The organism is Paraburkholderia sp. Ac-20342, from assembly GCF_017104985.1.
Classification (GTDB): Bacteria; Pseudomonadota; Gammaproteobacteria; order Burkholderiales; family Burkholderiaceae; genus Paraburkholderia.
Genome location: NZ_JAAGPQ010000088.1, coordinates 14939 through 32730 on the forward strand (window position 1 = coordinate 14939; position 17792 = coordinate 32730).

At 64.4% G+C, this 17792-nt stretch carries 17 protein-coding genes and 1 pseudogene; 14 read left to right on the plus strand and 4 right to left on the minus strand.

Annotation, left to right across the window (positions count from 1 at the left end):
* Positions 1 to 92: 92 nt before the first annotated feature.
* The gene (locus G3N58_RS27115; protein ID WP_167039893.1) at positions 93 to 743 is read right to left on the minus strand and encodes a DUF4286 family protein; all 651 of its coding nucleotides are present in this window, start codon (positions 741 to 743) and stop codon (positions 93 to 95) included.
* A gap of 264 nt (positions 744 to 1007) precedes the next feature.
* Between G3N58_RS27115 and G3N58_RS27120 the strand changes: the two genes are divergently transcribed.
* The gene (locus G3N58_RS27120) at positions 1008 to 1904 is read left to right on the plus strand and encodes a LysR substrate-binding domain-containing protein (RefSeq protein ID WP_167039894.1); all 897 of its coding nucleotides are present in this window, start codon (positions 1008 to 1010) and stop codon (positions 1902 to 1904) included.
* Between the two features lie 120 nt (positions 1905 to 2024).
* Positions 2025 to 2825, plus strand: a complete 801-nt coding sequence (locus G3N58_RS27125) for an IclR family transcriptional regulator (protein WP_167039895.1) — start codon at positions 2025 to 2027, stop codon at positions 2823 to 2825.
* Positions 2826 to 2851: 26 nt separating this feature from the next.
* Here the strand turns inward: G3N58_RS27125 and G3N58_RS27130 are convergent, their stop codons facing one another.
* Complete coding sequence (locus tag G3N58_RS27130) at positions 2852 to 3514, minus strand: NAD(P)-dependent oxidoreductase (protein WP_346778303.1); 663 nt, start codon at positions 3512 to 3514, stop codon at positions 2852 to 2854.
* A 284-nt stretch (positions 3515 to 3798) separates the two neighbouring features.
* Between G3N58_RS27130 and G3N58_RS27135 the strand changes: the two genes are divergently transcribed.
* The 4 genes and pseudogenes from G3N58_RS27135 to G3N58_RS27150 form a co-directional block, all read left to right on the plus strand.
* Positions 3799 to 4392 carry a hypothetical protein gene (locus G3N58_RS27135; RefSeq protein ID WP_167039896.1) on the plus strand — a complete coding sequence of 198 codons (594 nt, stop codon included), beginning with the start codon at positions 3799 to 3801 and terminating at the stop codon, positions 4390 to 4392.
* 2 nt (positions 4393 to 4394) lie between these two features.
* On the plus strand, positions 4395 to 5192 hold the full coding sequence (locus G3N58_RS27140; protein WP_206000717.1) for a hypothetical protein: 798 nt from the start codon (positions 4395 to 4397) through the stop codon (positions 5190 to 5192).
* The gene (locus tag G3N58_RS27145; protein WP_167039898.1) at positions 5177 to 5581 is read left to right on the plus strand and encodes a hypothetical protein; all 405 of its coding nucleotides are present in this window, start codon (positions 5177 to 5179) and stop codon (positions 5579 to 5581) included. The genes G3N58_RS27140 and G3N58_RS27145 overlap by 16 nt, the downstream gene beginning before the upstream one ends.
* 181 nt (positions 5582 to 5762) lie before the next feature.
* Positions 5763 to 6524: pseudogene (locus G3N58_RS27150) on the plus strand (MFS transporter); the annotation flags it as partial.
* A 102-nt stretch (positions 6525 to 6626) separates the two neighbouring features.
* Here the strand turns inward: G3N58_RS27150 and G3N58_RS27155 are convergent.
* On the minus strand, positions 6627 to 7352 hold the full coding sequence (locus G3N58_RS27155) for a GntR family transcriptional regulator (RefSeq protein ID WP_167039900.1): 726 nt from the start codon (positions 7350 to 7352) through the stop codon (positions 6627 to 6629).
* A 240-nt stretch (positions 7353 to 7592) separates the two neighbouring features.
* On the opposite strand from G3N58_RS27155, the gene G3N58_RS27160 reads away from it, so the two are divergent.
* From G3N58_RS27160 to G3N58_RS27170, 3 genes are all read left to right on the plus strand, one after another.
* Complete coding sequence (locus G3N58_RS27160) at positions 7593 to 8939, plus strand: cation:dicarboxylase symporter family transporter (protein WP_167039901.1); 1347 nt, start codon at positions 7593 to 7595, stop codon at positions 8937 to 8939.
* Positions 8940 to 8963: 24 nt separating this feature from the next.
* The gene (locus G3N58_RS27165; protein ID WP_167039952.1) at positions 8964 to 10130 is read left to right on the plus strand and encodes an enolase C-terminal domain-like protein; all 1167 of its coding nucleotides are present in this window, start codon (positions 8964 to 8966) and stop codon (positions 10128 to 10130) included.
* Between the two features lie 72 nt (positions 10131 to 10202).
* A complete protein-coding gene (locus G3N58_RS27170; RefSeq protein WP_205990330.1) occupies positions 10203 to 11549 on the plus strand; it encodes an adenylosuccinate lyase family protein in 1347 nt (448 codons plus the stop codon).
* A gap of 62 nt (positions 11550 to 11611) precedes the next feature.
* On the opposite strand, the gene G3N58_RS27175 is transcribed toward G3N58_RS27170, so the two are convergent.
* Positions 11612 to 12505 carry a LysR family transcriptional regulator gene (locus tag G3N58_RS27175; RefSeq protein ID WP_167039903.1) on the minus strand — a complete coding sequence of 298 codons (894 nt, stop codon included), beginning with the start codon at positions 12503 to 12505 and terminating at the stop codon, positions 11612 to 11614.
* A 115-nt stretch (positions 12506 to 12620) separates the two neighbouring features.
* On the opposite strand from G3N58_RS27175, the gene G3N58_RS27180 reads away from it, so the two are divergent.
* From G3N58_RS27180 to G3N58_RS27200, 5 genes are all read left to right on the plus strand, one after another.
* Entirely contained in the window at positions 12621 to 14063 is a 1443-nt protein-coding gene (locus G3N58_RS27180; protein WP_345891014.1) for an aldehyde dehydrogenase family protein, read from the plus strand.
* The gene (locus tag G3N58_RS27185; protein WP_167285533.1) at positions 14060 to 15112 is read left to right on the plus strand and encodes a membrane dipeptidase; all 1053 of its coding nucleotides are present in this window, start codon (positions 14060 to 14062) and stop codon (positions 15110 to 15112) included. The genes G3N58_RS27180 and G3N58_RS27185 overlap by 4 nt, the downstream gene beginning before the upstream one ends.
* A 2-nt stretch (positions 15113 to 15114) precedes the next feature.
* Entirely contained in the window at positions 15115 to 16131 is a 1017-nt protein-coding gene (locus tag G3N58_RS27190) for an Ldh family oxidoreductase (RefSeq protein WP_167039906.1), read from the plus strand.
* 61 nt (positions 16132 to 16192) lie between these two features.
* Complete coding sequence (locus G3N58_RS27195) at positions 16193 to 17191, plus strand: ABC transporter substrate-binding protein (protein WP_206000721.1); 999 nt, start codon at positions 16193 to 16195, stop codon at positions 17189 to 17191.
* 16 nt (positions 17192 to 17207) lie between these two features.
* Positions 17208 to 17792, plus strand: a 585-nt coding sequence (locus tag G3N58_RS27200) for a thiamine pyrophosphate-binding protein (RefSeq protein WP_277396987.1), incomplete at its 3' end; no start/stop codon positions are given.

Consider the following 17792-nt stretch of genomic DNA (forward strand, 5'->3'; position numbering starts at 1 on the left):
CCTGAATTGTCATGGGCCTGGGTGTGCGGCATGCCGCAGCGCGAGACCCGGCTCGCGACGCGGCATGGCCGTGCATCGGCATGGGCCTGGAATTAATGAGTCTTGCTAAAGGAAAAAACCAAGTCGTACGGCTCGAAGCGGCAGTCGTGACGCGTCAACGCCTGGGCGGCGTCGGTCGCCCGGTTCAGCGAGGCGTCGTCCAGTGCCTCGACCGCCATGACGCTGTTGAAGATGCCTTCCGTGCCCGTGCGCATCGACTTTTCGCGGGTGGCGATCGAGGTGGCATCCGGCGCGACGGTCATGACCCACGTCTGCGTCACGCGATCGAGGGCCGCGATCGCGTCGAGCGCTTCCTGCGTGACCGCGGCGGGCAACCTGTCGAAGCGTGCGATCGCGAGGCGCGAACCGAAAGCGCCGGGCTGGCCCGCACGCACGATCGTCGTGCCGCCGCCGCGACGAAACTGCCCGAGGTGAGGCATGACGCTCTGGGTCCACGGCGTCGGATTGTTCAGTCGTTCGATATATCCCTCGCTCGCCATGACGGCGGCGTTCTCCAGCGTGTACACGATCACGTATTCCGACGGGGCGCTGTCGCGCCGGCGGTACGCGCGGCCCGAGAGAAAACCCGGCACCCCGACCCGTTCGAATATGTGCTCGCGCGTGAGCCAGTGCAGATAATCGGTTTCGAACGGCTCCTGAACGGTGCTCCATATGGCGAGTAGTCCGTGGGTGCTGGCGGTCATGGGGTTTTCCTCCTGGTGGCCTGATGTGCGGGTGACGAAGACGCGCCGGACGCGCATGTCGCGCTCGCGGTTCACGCCTTTACATGCGTCGCATATTATGGAAGTGACTTCCACTTTGCAAGTTGTTTCCGGGAATTGAGGGTATTCCCCGAAGCGCGCGGGAGATGCGGGCGGTCATGGAATCAATCTGTCACATGGCGCGGATATCATCGAAATTTCCGAAAAAATTCGGTCAATCGACCGAAAAAACAGATCGAACGCGCCATGACCCTGATACAGATTCGCGCCTTTCTCGCCGTCGTCCAGTACGGCGGCTTCACGGCGGCCGCCAAGGCGCTGTCGACCAGTCAGACCACGATCACCTCGCAAATCCAGGCGATCGAGCAGGAATACGCGGTGCAGCTGTTTCACCGGCGTGGCCGGCGCGTCGATCTATCGAGCGTCGGTCTGGAGTTCCTGACCATCGCGCGGCAGATGGCGAGCCTCGAAGGGGACGCGAGTTCGCTGCTGCGCGACAGCGGCGAACTCGTGCACGGCACGTTGAAGATCGGCGCGGTGGGGCCGTATCACATCATCGACATGATCGAGGCCTATCACGAGTTGCGCCCGGCGATGAACCTGTCGGTGACGCTCGGCAATTCGGAAGAGGTGCTGCGCGACCTCGACAACTACGTGTGCGACGTCGGCGTGCTGGCGGTGTGCGATGTCGGCGCGATTGCGAGCGCGCTCGAAAACGAGCACTTTTATATGCAGCCGTACGCGCGTTATCCCGTGATCGCCTGCGTGAACGCGGCGCATCCGCTCGCGCAACGCGACGAGATCGATTTGCGGGAACTGGCCGAAGTGCCGCTGCTGATGCGCGAACAGGGTTCGACCACGCGCCGGGCGCTGGAAGACGCGCTCGACAAGATCGGCCTGAAGGCGCGCATCTCGATGGAGATCGGCAGCCGCGAAGCGCTGCGCGAATCGATTGCGCGCGGTCTCGGCGTCGGCACCATGTCGGAGTCGGAATACATTCCCGACGGGCGGCTGCACAAGGTCAGGATCAAGGGCAACCCCATCACGACGCATATTCATGTCTGCTGTCTGCGCGAACGGCAGGACACGCCGCTGGTTACCTCGTTTTTCGAAGCGGTAGGGCGTTGCCAGCCTGCCTCGTGAGACCCGGCGCGCCGGCAAAGTGCGCAGTCCTTTCCTGTAAGGCTATTCCAATTTGGAAAGAACTTCGACATACTATTTCGTACGCTTTTATCCGCTTGACCATTGAGGAGAGGATTCGTCGTGAGCGCCATCATCGAGCGGACCTTCCGCATCCTTGAAGAGCTTTCCCTTTATCCGGCCGGCCGCACGCTGTCGGAGTTGTCGGTTGCCGCGAATGCGCCGCTATCGGCCACTCATCGCCTGCTCGCCGATCTCATGGAAGAAGGCTACGTGCGCCGGGACGAGCGGCACGATGAATTCACGCTGACGATGCAGGTGGTGTCGCTCGGTCTGCGCTTTCTCAGCGCGGGCGGCATCACGGACATTGCGCAGCCCACGCTGGAGCGCCTCGCGGCGCAGAGCGGCGAACTGGTTCGCCTCGCGCTGCTGGACGAAGATCAGCTCGTCTACGTCGCCAAGGCGCAGGGCGCGACGCAAGGCCTGCGCTATGACCCGGAGATGGGCGCGCCCGTGCGTATCTGGTGCAGCGCGGCGGGCTATGCATGGCTCGCGACGAAGTCGGAAGACGATGCGATCCGCCTGCTCGGCAAGCAGGGCTTGCCCAATCCCGCCAATTTCGGGCCCGCGGCGCCGACCACGATCAAGGCCGTGCTGACTCACGTCAAGGCGGCGAAGAAACGCGGCTTCGCGATCACGACCAACGTCTTCCTGCCCGCGATGAATTCGATGGCGACCTGCGTGCGCGATCCGCGCGGCGAGATTCTCGGCACGCTCATCATCGCCGGGCCGATGACGCGGCTGACCGAGGCGCGCATGGAAGAACTGGGCGCCGCGTTGCAACTGGCCGCGGACGAACTCGGCCGCAACAGCAGCGTGTCGCCGGTCTTCAAGCGGCAGACAGAACGGCTCGCGTCGGCCTAGCGTACGCGAGCGTGTTGCGGCTTCGCTCAGTCGATGCGCGAGGCGTCGCCGGCGAATTCCACCCGACAGCCGAAGCCGCCGTGAAATAGCGCTTCCGTTGCGTCCTCTGACGCGCCGTTCGCGGCAATCCGTGCCGCGTGCCGCTCCGCGTCGTCCTCGGGTGCGTAGCCGAGCAGGTGCACGTTGGCGTTGCTCCAGCGATTGCGCGCATTGCCGGATACCCCATATACGACCACGAATTGATAGTCGGGCGCATCGATGCAACGTTGCGCAAGCTGCACCATGTCGCGATGGCTGATCCAGGTGGATAGATGGCGCGGCGCGGCAGGCTCGTCATCGGGGCGAAACGAGCCTATGCGCATGCACGCGACCGACAGGCCGTACTTGTCCGCATAGAGGCGCCCGAGCGCCTCGCCGAACACTTTCGACACGCCGTAGCGGCTGTCCGGACGCGGCGCGACCGTGTCGTCGATCAGGCGGTCGCGGCGGTGGAAACCGACCGCGTGATTGGAGCTCGCGAACACGACGCGCTTCACGCCCGCGCGCCGGGCCGCCTCGAATACGTTGTAGCAACCGTCGATATTCATGTCGCGGATTTTTTCCCACGTGCTTTCGTCCGGGATGCCCGCGAGGTGGACGACCGTATCGATGCCGTCCATCAGCGGCAGCAGCGAGTCGAGCCGGGTGATGTCCGCCGTGACGACTTCCTCGCGGCACCGGCGGCGGCTTGCGGCGCGATGTCAGCGAGGCGCAGGCGATATCGTCCTTGCAGGCCGGCGCGTAAAACCTTGCCGATCTGAGCGGCCGAGCCCGTGATCAAAACGCGTTTCATACCGTGTCTCCGTGGATGCGAAGTTCCGAAAATGCCGTGCGTTCTCGAGGGCGCAGGCCGGCCCGGCGCGTATCGAGGCCGCGCCTCCGTGTTGCGATGTCAGTCCCGCTACGCGAGACATATTCCGTGATAGCTAGAGCGATGCGTGTATCGGGCGGCCTGTTCCTGCGCTTCCTCGATCACGATTCCGGCCTCTCTCAGCAGCGTATCGATACGCGCGAAGACGGCAAGCGCCGTCGCCTCGCTTTCATCGGCGACAAGGCATATTGTCCCGCTTGCGACAGCTTCGGCCAAATCACTTACGGGGCAGGCGTAAGCGACCGGCATCGCCTGATTGACAACGTGAACGGCGGGCGGCGTCAAGCGGTCGGCGGCGATATCGTCCTTTGCAAATGCGCCAACCGTCCGAGAATCATCGCGATCTATGGCACAAGCTGGAGAATTACCGACCGGGGCGACGAAGACACGACTAGAGGGCCAATCGCGCCTGCGGCCGCCGTCAATCACTGGATCAGTTTCACTTTAACTGAGTTGGGAAACTTCGATGGGCTGCGTTGCGTAGCGCATTTCGCGGACGGGTCGAGTGAGTACGGGACATTTGACGCAAGCAACGTTGTTCGATTCGAGCGTGCCGACAATGGAAATGCTTGCACCCGCATCAAACTATTGCCGCGCGACAGCGCGGGCGCGTCCGGGTCTGTAACAGAATCAATTCCCTCAGCAATCGCGAGGTAAGTATGTCAGAGGTTCAAGCTAATCCGTCTATTGTTCGCAGCGGGCCGTTTCAGACGAAACAAGAGCATTCGTTGCAAACCGATATTCTTAAGGACACTCGCCATGCCTTGGAAGCAGGCGGGTTCTACTTTTCCAGTTCAGCGATTAGCGACGCTAACGTCCGCACGCGTTATGATGCAGGCGTTAAAAGAATGAGTGAAATGGTTCAGGATGAAGTAAATTCCGGGCGTATGACGGTTGCAGAAGGTGCGGAGTTCTGCAACACAATGCGTAATCAGATCATGGAAGAAACCCGGAAGGTAACTTCGGCATGGGGTCTAGCCCGTGCGCAGGGCATGAAAGGCCAAGGTATCAGCTATGAGGCCATTCTGGATCGTTACGCAAATCGGCTTTTCTCAAAGCCATTTCGCAGCTTGACGAGCGAAGAAAAGGACCAGGCTTACTATGCAGCTATTGAGGCGGCAGGGCGAAGCAACGCGAAGGTCAACGCGAAGACGGCGCGGATGCGAACAGCGGGAAAGGTTGGGCTACTCGTAACGGGTGCCCTTGCCGTGTGGGCCATCGCAGGAGCAGATGACAAGGTTACGGAGACGGCGCGACAGGGAACAATCCTTGAAGGCGGTATGACAGGTGCCGCATTGGCAAGTATGGCCGTTGGGTCTATATGCGGGCCGGGTGCGCCGTTTTGCGCAATCGCGGTTCTTATCATCGGCTCGACGGCAGCGGCTACGGTCACGGATATAGCGTATGACGGCTACCTGGACGAAGTGAAGGAATTTCAGGCATGGAGAATTCGATAGCTGACACTGACCGGGAAAACGTATGGCAGGTAATGTCGGAGTTTTTCGTGGACAATGAAATTGACTATGACTATTGGGCTGAAAAGATCGCGCAATTTCCGATTGAAGAATTGAAAGATATTTTTTTCAGAGAGGTTGCGCCGGTTTGCGGGCCTAATGTCCTAACGCCAGTGCCCCCCGCCTGGCTTACTTTCGATACTGAGTGGGTTGTGGATGAAATAAAACGCAATCTATCAAAGCGGGAAAGCTCCTTGATATATCGGGCGCGCTATGATGCCAACGTAATTTACTACCGTATCCGCTGCCGTGAGTTTTGGTCCGATGTCGAGGATGCAATTATCCGAATCCGCGCAAAGCGGCATATAGCAGAAAAGCCCACGCAGCCGTAATGAGTTTGACCTCGCTTCGGCGAGGCTTTTCATCCCCGCTGCTCTTTCGCATGCTCTTGTATCCAGTCGAGCGCCGCGCGATGGGCGTCGACATAGCTCCGTGTCGGATGCGTGCCAGTTTCGATCCCGTACCGGTACGCTCGACCGATCGACGCGCGCACGCAGCGCCGGCGCGCCCGGCATGCATCGGGCACCTGAGAAGGCACCCGAGAGGGCCTATGAGAAGGCACCTGAAAGGGTCCCTGCACGCGGCGATGCCCTTCGTCATGACGAGCCTGCGAAGCCGGTGCGATGGGGCGCGCTGCTTTCGCATCGCACGGTGCTCGGCATGATGCTCGGCTTCTTCTGCATGAACTTCGTGAAGTACTTCTTCATCACGTGGTTTCCGAGCTATCTGATGGAAGCGCGCGGCTTCTCGCTCGCGCAGCTCGGCACGCTCGGCATGATTCCGGCGCTGTGCGCGATTCCAGGCGGCTGGATCGGCGGGGCCACGTCCGATGCGCTGTTCCGGCGCGGCTGGAGCATGACCGCCGCGCGCAAGACCTGCCTCGTCGGCGGCATGCTGCTGTCGTCATGCATCGTGCTATGCGCCTTCGCGCAAAGCCCCTTGCTCGCGATCGTGCTCTTTTCGGTGACCTATGTGAGCCTGTCCTTCGTGTCCGCCAACGCCTGGTCGCTGCCGGGCGATGTCGCGCCCACGCCGCGCCATGTCGCGACGATCAGCGCGATTCAGAACACGGCTTCGAACGTCGCGGGGATTCTCACCTCGACGTTCACCGGCGTGATGCTGACGATCACCCACGGCTCGTTCCTGATTCCGCTCGTAACGGCGGGCGCCTTCTGCGTGATTGGCGCCGGTGCGTATCTGTTCGTTGTCGGCCCGGTCGAACCGATGACGATGAAATCATCGGATGACGAGGGCGTGGCGCTGAAGGTGACCTGAAGCGGCAGAGCCCGCCTGCCGACGGGCAACGCGGCTAATGTGGGCAAAGGCGTGGTCGAAGGCGGGCAATCTGCGCAAGGCGAGCGAGTCCGGCGCGATGGCTCAGTCATGACGCCGCAACTGCAGCGCATAAGTGAAGCGGTCAGCCGGCAACACGCTGACCGTGGCCTCGAAAACGATGCCATGCTCGTCGATATAGTGGCGCGTGATCTCCAGCGCATGCTCGTCGGCCGTCGCGCCGAGCTGCTTCGCCACGCGCGCCGGAACGCCGATCGCGCGAATTTCCTGGCGCACCTCACGCACCACGCGGCCGAAGCGCTGCTCGACCATTTCGCAGATCAGTCCCGAGCTTTTGCGCAGCTCGCGCCGGATGCCCGCGCCGAGCGCCGGTTCGAGATAGACGTCGGTCCAGCAGATCGGCCGGTCCGGTTTGGTCGGATCGACGCGCAGCATTTCCGTGCGCAGCCAGCGCGAGCCGGTGGCGACACCGAGCTGCGCCGCGAGCGACGGGCTCGCCGAAATCTCCATCACCGACTGGACATGGCGCTCGGTGACGACCGCGAACTGCACCAGATCCTCGACGCTCGAGAGCGACTGCTCGAACGCCACGCGCGGCTTGCTCGCCTCGACGCGAATGCCCGCGCGCTTGCGGCGCGAAATCAGCCCGAGTTCCTGCACGCGTTCCAGCGCCGAACGCACGGTCGCGCGGCTCACGCCATATTGCGCCGACAGATCGAGTTCGCTCGGCAGCGCGGAGCCCACTTCGAACGTGCCATCTCCGATAGCCTGAATGAGTTGCTCGGCCAGTTCGGCATATCGCGGTTTCATCTGAATCTTCCTTCTTCCTCTTTGCTTTCCTTGGGCCGCGTGCATGGCGCGGCGGGCTAATGCTAGCCGCGCGCGCCGGCGTTGCCAAGCGGGGCACCGGCGGCGCGAACCCCGTCGGTTCGCGTAAACCCCTAGTTGACCCGTCCAGCATGTCTCAATATAGTCCGTACATATTCATAAAGTACGGACATATTAAGCGGCTGTCCAGACCCTGGAAAGCCGTCGTGACAGGAGATGGGCATGGCTGTGCATGGCGAGAGTGCGAATCACCCTAACTTAGAGGCTAAGCCGCCGCAGGCGCGCCGCAAGACGCCGTTCTATGCGCGGCTCGGCGTGCAGATCGTGGTCGGCATCGTGGCGGGCATCGCGCTCGGCTTTATCGCGCCGAAGCTCGCGGTGGACATGAAGGTGCTCGGCGACATCTTCCTGCGGCTCATCAAGATGATCGTCGCGCCGCTGGTGTTTCTGAACGTCGTGCTCGGCATCGCGGCGGCCGGCGATCTGAAGAACGTGGGGCGCATCGGCCTGCGCGCGCTGATCTACTTCGAGATCGTGTCGACCGTCGCGCTCGCCATCAGCATGGTGGTGGCCAATCTGTCGGGCGTGGGCCTCGGCATGCATCTCACGCAGAGCAGCGAAGCCGCCGCCGCGGTGCATGCGCAATACGGCAAGGCCGGGCCGATGTCGCTCGAACACTTCCTGCTCACGCTGTTTCCCGACAACTTCGTCGGCGCGTTCGCGAACGGCTCGCTGCTGCAGGTGCTGGTGATCTCGATCGGCTTCGGCGCCGCGCTGCTGATGCTGAACAAGGACTCGCGCGAAAGCGTCGAAGGCGGTTTGTCGCGCATGTCGGAGTGCTTCTTCAAGTTCGTCGACGTCATCATGAAGTTCGCGCCGCTCGGCGCATTCGGCTCGATCGCGTTTGCGATCGGCAGCAGCGGCATGAACGCGGTGATCGAGCTGGGTTATCTGCTCGTCGTGATGTATCTGACGCTGGCCTTCGTCGTGGTGGTGGTGTTCGGCGTCATCCTGCGGATTTACGGCTTCAATATCTTTCGCTATCTGCGTTACTTCAAGGACGAGATCTTCCTGCTGTTCGCGACGGCCTCGTCGGAAAGCGCGATGCCGCGTCTGTTCGAAAAGCTCGAACGGCTCGGCTGCTCGCGCCAGTCGACGGGTCTCGTGCTGCCGACCGGCTACGCGTTCAATCTCGACGGCACCTCGGTGTATATGTCGCTGTGCGTGATGTTCATCGCGAACGCGTACGGCGTGCATCTCGATCTGCATCAGCAGCTCGGCCTGCTCGTGCTGATGCTCGTCACGTCGAAGGGCGCCGCGACGGTGTCGGGCGGCACCTTCATCGTCTTCGCGGCGACCGTCACCGCGTCGGGCATCCTGCCCGTCGAAGGCTTGCCGATCCTGTTCGGCATCAACCGCTTCACCTCGCAGGCGGTGTCGATCTGCAACGCGATGGGCAATAGCGTCGCCACGCTCGTGATCGCGAAGTCCACCGGCGAGTTCGACGAGAGCAAGGCGCGCGGCGAATATCAGCGCGTGTTCGGCGTCGCGCCCGGCAAGGTCATCTGAATTCGGAATCTCAAAGGAAAAATGATGCGTATTACGTCCGTCAGGGAAATTTCAGTTCCGCTCGAAGGCAATGTCGCGAACGCGCTCGTGAGTTTCGCGGAGCACGATGTGTCGCTGGTCGCGCTCGAAACCGATGTGGTGCGCAACGGCAAGCCGGTGATCGGCTATGCGTTCGATTCGATCGGCCGCTTCGCGCAGGGCGGCATCCTGCGCGAGCGCATGATTCCGCGCCTCGAAGCCGCCGCACCCGAGACGCTGCTCGACGCGAGCGGCGAGCTGTTCGATCCGGAAGCGGTGCTGAAGACCGTGCTGCGCAACGAAAAGCCGGGCGGTCATGGCGACCGCGCGGCGGCGGCGGGCGCCCTCGAACTCGCCGTATGGGACCTGAACGCGAAGCTGCGCGACGAGCCGGCCTATGTGACGATCGCGCGCCATTACGGCCGCGCGGGCAAGCGCGAAGGCGTGAACGTGTACGCGGCGGGCGGCTACTACTACCCGGACGATAGCGTGCAGCGTCTCGCCGACGAGTTCAGCGGCTATCGCGCGATGGGCTTCGATGCCTTCAAGATGAAGATCGGCGGCGCGGACCTGAAGACCGATCTCGCCCGTATCGAAGCGGCGCTGACGGTCGCGGGCGAAGGCCAGCGTCTGGCCGTCGACGCGAACGGCCGCTTCGATCTGGAGACGGCGCTCGCCTACGCGAAAGCCATCGCGCCGTATGACTTGCGCTGGTACGAAGAGATCGGCGATCCGCTCGACTTCGATCTGAACCGGCAGGTTGCGCAGGCCTACGCGGGACGTATCGCGACCGGCGAGAATCTTTTCTCCGTGCCGGACGTGAAGAATCTCGCGCTGTTCGGCGGCATGCGTCCGGGCAAGGACATCTTCCAGATGGACGCGGGGCTCGCGTACGGCCTCACCGAATACGCGCGCATGATCGAGCTGATCGAGCGTCACGGCTTCGACCGGGCGCAGGCGTATCCGCATGGCGGCCATCTGATCAATCTGCATATTGCCGTCGGCCTGGAGTTGGGCGGCTGCGAGGCGTACCCGGGCGTGTTCCAGCCGTTCGGCGGTTATCCGGCCGGCTGCGGCATCGGCGGCGGGCTGGTGCGCCCGACCGACGCGGCAGGCTTCGGCCTCGAAGAGAAGGACGGTCTGCGCCCGTGGCTGGCGCGTCTTTCGAAGTAAAGCGCGAAGTCAATCGCGCAGTAAAGCGCTCAGTAAATCGCGAACTCAATAAAGGCATTCAAGGAGCCCGTCATGGCAACGACTGTTTTCGATTCGGCATTGTTCCGCGACATGTTCGGCACGCCCGAGATGCGCGAAGTGTTCTCCGACGAGGCGTATCTGCGCCGCTGCATCGACGCGGAAACCGCGCTGGCCCGCGCGCAGGCGAAGGCCGGCCTGATTCCCGGCGACGCCGCGAGCGACATCACGGCGAAGGCCGATTTCGGCAAGCTGGACCTCGAGAAGCTGCGCCATGAAACCGAGATCGTCGGTTATCCGATCCTGCCGCTCGTGAAGCAGGTGAGCGAGATGTGCGGCGAGGCGGGGCGCTATCTGCACTGGGGCGCGACGACCCAGGACATCATGGACACCGCGACGATGCTGCAATGTGCGCGCGGCGTCGCGCTGATCGAAAAGCAGCTCGACGAAGTGCGTGAGGCGTTACGCGAACTCGCGCTCAAGCATGCCGACACGGTGACGGCGGGCCGTACGCATCTTCAGCACGCGCTGCCGGTCACGTTCGGGTTTCGCGCGGCGGTCTGGTTGTCGGCGCTCAATCGTCATGCCGAGCGTCTTCAGCAGATGAAAGCGCGCGCGTTGATGGTCGAGTTCGGCGGCGCGGCGGGCACGCTCGCGTCGCTCGGCGACCCCGAGCGCGCGCTCGATACGCGGCGGCTTTTTGCCGAGGAACTGGGGCTGCGCGATCCCGAGATCACCTGGCACGTCGCGCGCGACGGACTGTACGAACTCGTCTCGGTGCTCGCGGGCATCGGCGGCTCGCTCGGCAAGATCGCACTCGACGTGATGATGATGGCGGCCTCGGAATTCGGCGAAGTCGCGGAGCCGTTCGTGCCTGGCCGCGGCGCCAGCTCGACGATGCCGCAAAAGCGCAATCCGATTTCGAGCGAGCTGATGTTCGCGGCGGCGAAGATGCTGCGCGAGCGCGCGGCGCTGATGCTGGACGGCACGATGCACGATTTCGAGCGCGCCACCGGACCGTGGCATCTCGAATGGAGCGCCGTGCCGGAGAGCTTCCTGCTCGCGGCGAGCGCGCTGTTCCAGGCGAATTTCATGCTGCGCGGCTTGCAGGTCGACAGCGCGCGCATGCGGCGCAATCTGGACCTGACGGGCGGCCTGATCGTCGCGGAAGCGGTCATGATGGGGCTCGCGCCTGCCATCGGGCGTCAGCATGCGCACGACGTGGTGTACGACGCGTGTCGCGTTGCGATCGAAAATGGCCGCACGCTGTACGACGTACTCAAGGACAACGAATCGATCCGCGAGCGCTTCGACGACGCGAAGCTGAAGGCCTTGACGGACCCGACCAACTATCTCGGCGCGGCGGCACTGATGGCGCGTTCGGTCGCGGCGCGAGCCTAGATCGACCCGCCTGGATAGCCGGCGTGCCCGCGCGGCACATGCGGCACATGCGGCACATGCGGCTATATATCGAGCCCGTATTCGCCCGCATGTTCCGCGATCAGATCGCGCAAGACCCGCGCGAAGCTTCGCGCGGCCGGCGACATATTGCGGTCCGAGCGGGACAGCAGGCAGACGTTGCGTCTCGCCTTCGGATCGTCGATCGACAGGAAGCGCACGCCGCCCACGCCGCCGATGCGCGTCAGGCTCGGCAGCACGGTGATGCCGATGCCTTCCCGCACGATCGACAAAAGCGACATCACACTGCGCGCATGCATGATCTGATGCTCGTTGATCGAGAGAAACGCGGGCGTATCGATACCGTCGCAAATCCCGTTGCCGACGAACGAGCGGTCGCGCAATGCGTCCCACGGGATCGGTCCGTCTATCTTGCAGAGCGGGTCGTCCTCGCGCACGACGAGCGATAGCGGCTCGGAAAACAGCAGCTGGACGTCGATGTCCGGCAAGCGGCGCGAACTCGCAATACCCCAATCGATGACTTCACGGCTCACGGCCTCGGCAATCGCCTGAGAGTCGAGGTCGCGCACGCGCACGACCGCGGCATCTTTCTCGGCGCGGAAAATCTGCAAGGCGCGCGGCAGGAACGTGAGCGAAATGGACGGCAGCACCGCAATCTCGATGCTGCCCGCACCATTGTGAATAAAAGAACTGATCGAACGATCCACGCGCCTGTTGTGCTCCAGAAGATCGCGCGCGCGATCCACCACGAACTCCCCGAAGCGCGTCAAGCGCGTCTTGCGCTCGCCCTCGAACAGCGCACCGCCGATTTCGTCTTCGAGCTGCTTGAGCGTCATCGACACCGCCGACGGCGTGCGGTGAATCCGCTCCGCCGCCGCGCGAATGCCGCCGGTTTCGGCCACCGCCACCAGGACACGGTACTGCATCAGATTCGGCACGTTCGTCTCCGTTTCAGAAAACCTGAACAAAAGTATAGTTTATTAGAATTGACTGAAACAAATTGATGCCGTCTTATAGATGTCACGGAAACATTTTTTGGTGAGAAGAGTGGATATCAAACCTAACTTCATAGCTGGCGAATGGCAAAGTGCCACGGACTTCATCGAGAACCTGAACCCGTCGGACACGAACGACGTGATTGGCCGTTACGCCCAGGCCAGCGCGGCACAACTCGATGCCGCGCTCGATAGCGCGCGTGAGGCGCAGCGGGTGTGGGCCGCGACCGGACTCGAGGCGCGCGCCAACGTGCTGGACGCGGTCGGCCGCGAACTGATGGCGCGCTCGGGCGAACTGGGCGAGCTGCTCTCGCGGGAAGAAGGCAAGCCGCGCGCCGAAGGCGTGGGCGAGGTGTATCGCGCCGGCCAGTTCTTTACCTGGTTCGCCGGCGAAGTGCTGCGCCAGCCGGGCGATGCGGTCGCGTCGGTGCGCGCGGGCGTCGACGTCGACGTGCGCCGCGAGCCGATCGGCGTCGTCGCCGTGGTGTCGCCGTGGAATTTCCCGATCGCGACGGCGAGCTGGAAGATCGCTCCCGCGCTGGCCTTCGGCAATGCGGTCGTGTGGAAGCCGGCGAATCTCACGCCGGCGAGCGCGGTCGCGCTGACCGAGATCATCGCGCGTCAGGCGATTCCGAAGGGGCTCATGAGCCTCGTGATGGGCAGCGGCCGCCAGGTCGGCCAGCGGCTCGTCGAAGACCCGCGCGTGGCGGCGGTTACCTTCACCGGCTCGCTCGAAGTCGGGCGCGGCGTGGCGGCGGCGGCCGTGCGCAACCTGACGCGCGTGCAGATGGAAATGGGCTCGAAGAACGCGCTCGTCGTGATGGACGACGCCGATCTGGACCTCGCTGTGTCGCTCGCGGTGAACGGCGCGTTCGGCGGCACCGGGCAGAAGTGCACGGCCTCGTCGCGGCTCGTCGTGCACAACCGCGTGCATGACGCGTTCGTCGAAAAGCTGGTCGCGCGCACGCTCGAACTGAAGGTCGGGCATGCGCTGCAAGCGGGCACGCAGATCGGCCCGGTGGTCAGCGAGCAGCAGCTCGAAGCGAATCTGGCCTACGTCGAACTGGCCGCGCAGGAAGGCGCGACGCGGCTGTGCGGCGGCACGCGCGTCGAACGCGAGACGCCCGGCTACTACATGGAGCCGGCCGTGTTCGCGCGCACCCACAACGCGATGCGGATCAACCAGGAAGAAATGTTCGCGCCGATCACCTGCGTGATTCGCGCCGACGATTTCGACGAAGCGGTCGATATCGCGAACGACACGCCGTTCGGGCTGACGGCCGGGATCGTCACGCGTTCGCTCGCGCGCGCCTCGGCCTTTCGCGAGCGTTCGCGCTCCGGTTGCGTGATGGTCAATCTGGCGACCGCCGGCACGGACTACCACGTGCCGTTCGGCGGCACCCGGCAGTCGAGCTACGGGCCGCGCGAGCAGGGCCGCTACGCGGTCGAGTTCTATACCACCGTCAAGACTTCGTACATTCACGCTGGAGAGGCCGAATGAATCGCGCCGTCACGCCTTCGAAGAGGATCGTCATCGACGGGATGCAGTTCGCACGCTGGTCCCGCAAGGTGTTCGAGCAGATGCGCGACGGCGGCGTGTCCGCCGTGCACGTCACGGTTGCCTATCACGAGAACTTTCGCGACACCGTCGATCTGCTCGTCGAATGGAACCGCCGCTTCCATGTGCACGGCGACCTGATCGGCTTCGCGGGTTCGGGCACCGAGATGGACGCGGTGATCGACAGCGGCCGCACGGCGATTCTGTTCGGGCTGCAGAATCCGTCGCCGATCGAAGCCAATATCGGCCTCGTCGAGGTCTTGCATCGGCTCGGTATCCGCTTCATGCAGCTCGCGTACAACAACCAGTCGCTGCTGTGCACGGGCTGGACCGAGCGCAACGACAGCGGGCTCACCAACATGGGGCGCGAGGTGGTGCGCGAGATGAACCGGCTCGGCATGATCGTCGATATGTCGCATGCGGCCGAGCGCTCGATGCTCGACGCGATCGAGTATTCGGCGCGCCCGGTCGTCGTGAGCCACGGCAATCCCTACACCTGGCGCAATACGCAGCGCAACGTATCGGACGCGGTGCTCGACGCGCTCGGACAATCCGGCGGCCTGCTCGGGCTGTCGCTGTACCCCGGCCACATGATCCACGGCTCGCAGACCACGCTCGACGAATTCGCGCGGATGGTGGCCGGACTCGCGGAGCGCATCGGCGTCGAGCATATCGGCATCGGCTCCGATCTGTGCCAGGAGCAGCCGCCGCGCGTGCTCGGCTGGATGCGCGAGGGACGCTGGAAGCATCCCGAACCCGACGACGGCATCGCGGCGGGCTTCCCGCCGCAACCCGAGTGGTTCCGCTCGAATCTCGATTTCGGGCTGGTGAGCGGCGGCCTGGAGCGTGTCGGTTTCAGCGCCGCGGAAATCGACGGCATCCTCGGCCTGAACTGGCATCGCTTTCTGCATCAGGCATTGAGCGAGGGCGGTCCCGCGCCGAGCGGCGGTGACGACGACGTATCGCCGTTCGGCGATGCCAACGGAGCATGAGCATGACGACGGGGATCGCACTGCCGGTGGCCGAGATCGAATCTATCGCGCGGCGCGCGCTGCTGAACGCGGGCGCCTCGCAGGACCAGGCGAGCGCGCTGGCGGTGTCGGTGGCCGCCGCCGAGGCGGACGGCATCGCCTCGCACGGCCTCGCTTACCTGCCGGTCTACTGCGAGCACTTGCGCTGCGGCAAGGTCAACCCGGCCGCCGTGCCCACCGTGCAGGCGCACGGCAGCGTGGTGCGGGTCGACGCGGACGCCGGCTTCGCGCATCCGGCAATCGGGCTCGGCTTCGCCCAACTGGTGCCGCTCGCGAAGCAGCTCGGCGCCGCGGTGATGGCGGTGGCGAACTCGTACAACTGCGGCGTGCTCGCCTATCACACGGAAACGCTTGCGCGGCAAGGCGTGGTGGCGCTCGGCTTTACCAACGCGCCCGCGTCGATCGCGCCGTGGGGCAGCGCGACACCCGTGCTCGGCACCAATCCGTGGTCGCTGGCGGTGCCCGACGGCGAGGGCGGCGTGCATTTCGTGATCGACCAGAGTTCGTCGACGGTCGCCAAGAGCGAGGTGGTTCGCCACCGGCGCGACAAGCGGCCCTTGCCGGACGGCTGGGCGCTCGATCGCGAAGGCCGTCCCACCAATAGCGCGGACGCCGCGCTCGACGGCGGCTCGATGGCGCCGGCCGGCGGCTACAAGGGCGTCAGCAATGCGCTGATGGTCGAGATGTTTGCCGCGTGCCTCGCCGGTGCGACGCCCGGGATTGCCGCGTCGCCGTTCTCGGGCCCGGTGGGCGGCCCGCCGCGCACGGGACAGTTCTTTATCGCGCTCGATCCGGCGGCCACCTCGGGTGGCACGTTCGATGCGAGGCTGAAGGTCGTGATGGAAGCGTTCGCGTCGGCCGCGGGCGCGCGCCTGCCGGGCAGCCGCCGGCGCGCGGCGCGCGAGCGCCATCGCGATACGCCGGTCATGGTGGATGCCGTGGTGCACGGCGCGGTGGTGGCGCTCGCGGGCGCGGGTTGACGGCATCGGCGGGGCCTGCCGTCTTCGCTTCATCGATGAACTTTTATAAAAGGAGACACAGATGTTTCGCATAACTAGACGGTTTTGCATGGCAGTCGCGCTGTGCGCGGCGAGTGCGATGAGCGTGTCGGCCTTCGCCGAGCCGCTGCAGAAGATCGTGCTGCGTACCGACTACAAGTTCAACGGCTACGTCGCGCCGTTCGCGCTCGCCGTCGCGAACGGCTATTACAAGCAGGCCGGGCTCGACGTCTCGATCGAGCAGGGCCAGGGTTCGGGCACGACCGTGCAGACCGTCGCGTCCGGCGCCGACGACTTCGGTCTGTCCGATGCATCGATCGCCGTGCTCGGCATCACCGCGCAGAACATCGGCGTGAAGCTCGTTTCCGTGTACACGCAAACGGCGACGATGGGGCTCATCTACCGCGCCAATTCGGGCTTCACCGGCGACCTCAAGCAATTGCAGCACAAGGCCGTGATTTCGAGCGCCGGCACCGCGGACCTGCGGATGCTGAATCCGGCGCTCGCGAGCGTGGGCATGAGCACCGACGACGTGCAACTGCAGATCGTCGATGCGAATGCGCGCGTGCCGCTGTTCCTGAAAACCGACGGCGCGTTCCTCACCGGCTTCGCGACCGGCGACCTGCTGCGCATCCGCAGCCGCATGCCCGACGCGAAGTACATGCCCTACGCGAAATACGGCGTGGTCGCGTACGGCACCGGCCTCATCGCGAGCGACGACATGCTCGCGAAGCATCCCGACGTGGTGCGCAAGTTCGTCGACGCGAGCCGCAAGGGCTGGGAAGCGGCGCAGCGCAACCCCGAGGCGGCCATCGACGCGAGCCTGAAGCTGTACCCCGATCTGAACCGCGAGTTCGTGGCGGGCGGCCTGAAGATCGCGCTCAACGAACAGCTGCATACGCCGGCCACGGCCGGTCATCCGATTGGCTGGACCGACGAGGGCGACTGGAAAAAGATGCTCGACGTCCTCTCGAAGTACGCGGGTGTCCACAATCCGAAGGCACCGTCCGCTTACTACACCAACCAGTTCATCTCTCAATAGGGACAGCGGGAACGCAATGAGTACAGCACAGGCAATCTATAACGCCATCGCCGCCGAGCAGATCGATCACGTGTTCTGCGTGCCGGGCGAAAGCTACCTCGCGGTGATGGACGCGTTTCACGGCAGCGACTCGCCGCGCCTGATCGCGACGCGCCACGAAGAGGGCGCCGGGCTGATGGCCGAGGCATGGGCCAAGGCCACCGGCAAGACCGGCGTCTGCATGGTGACGCGCGGGCCCGGCCTCACGCATCTGGCGATCGCGCTGCATACGGCGCAGCAGGACTCGACGCCGCTCGTCGCGCTGGTCGGCCAGGTGCCGTCGGACGTGCGCTATCGCGAGGCGTTCCAGGAAATGGACGTGGTCGCGTATGCGCGGCCGATGGCGAAATGGGCACTCGAAATCGGCCGTGGCGACCGTGCCGCCGAACTGATGCAGAAGGCGTTTCACGTCGCGCAAAGCGGCCGGCCCGGCCCGGTGGTGGTGAGCCTGCCCGAGGACGTCGACCGCGAGCTGGCCGTTTCGGCGCCGGCGCGCATGGCCGAGGTCTACGCGGCGGCGCCGTCGCCGGCCGGCATCGAAGCGGCGGCCGCGCTGCTGCGC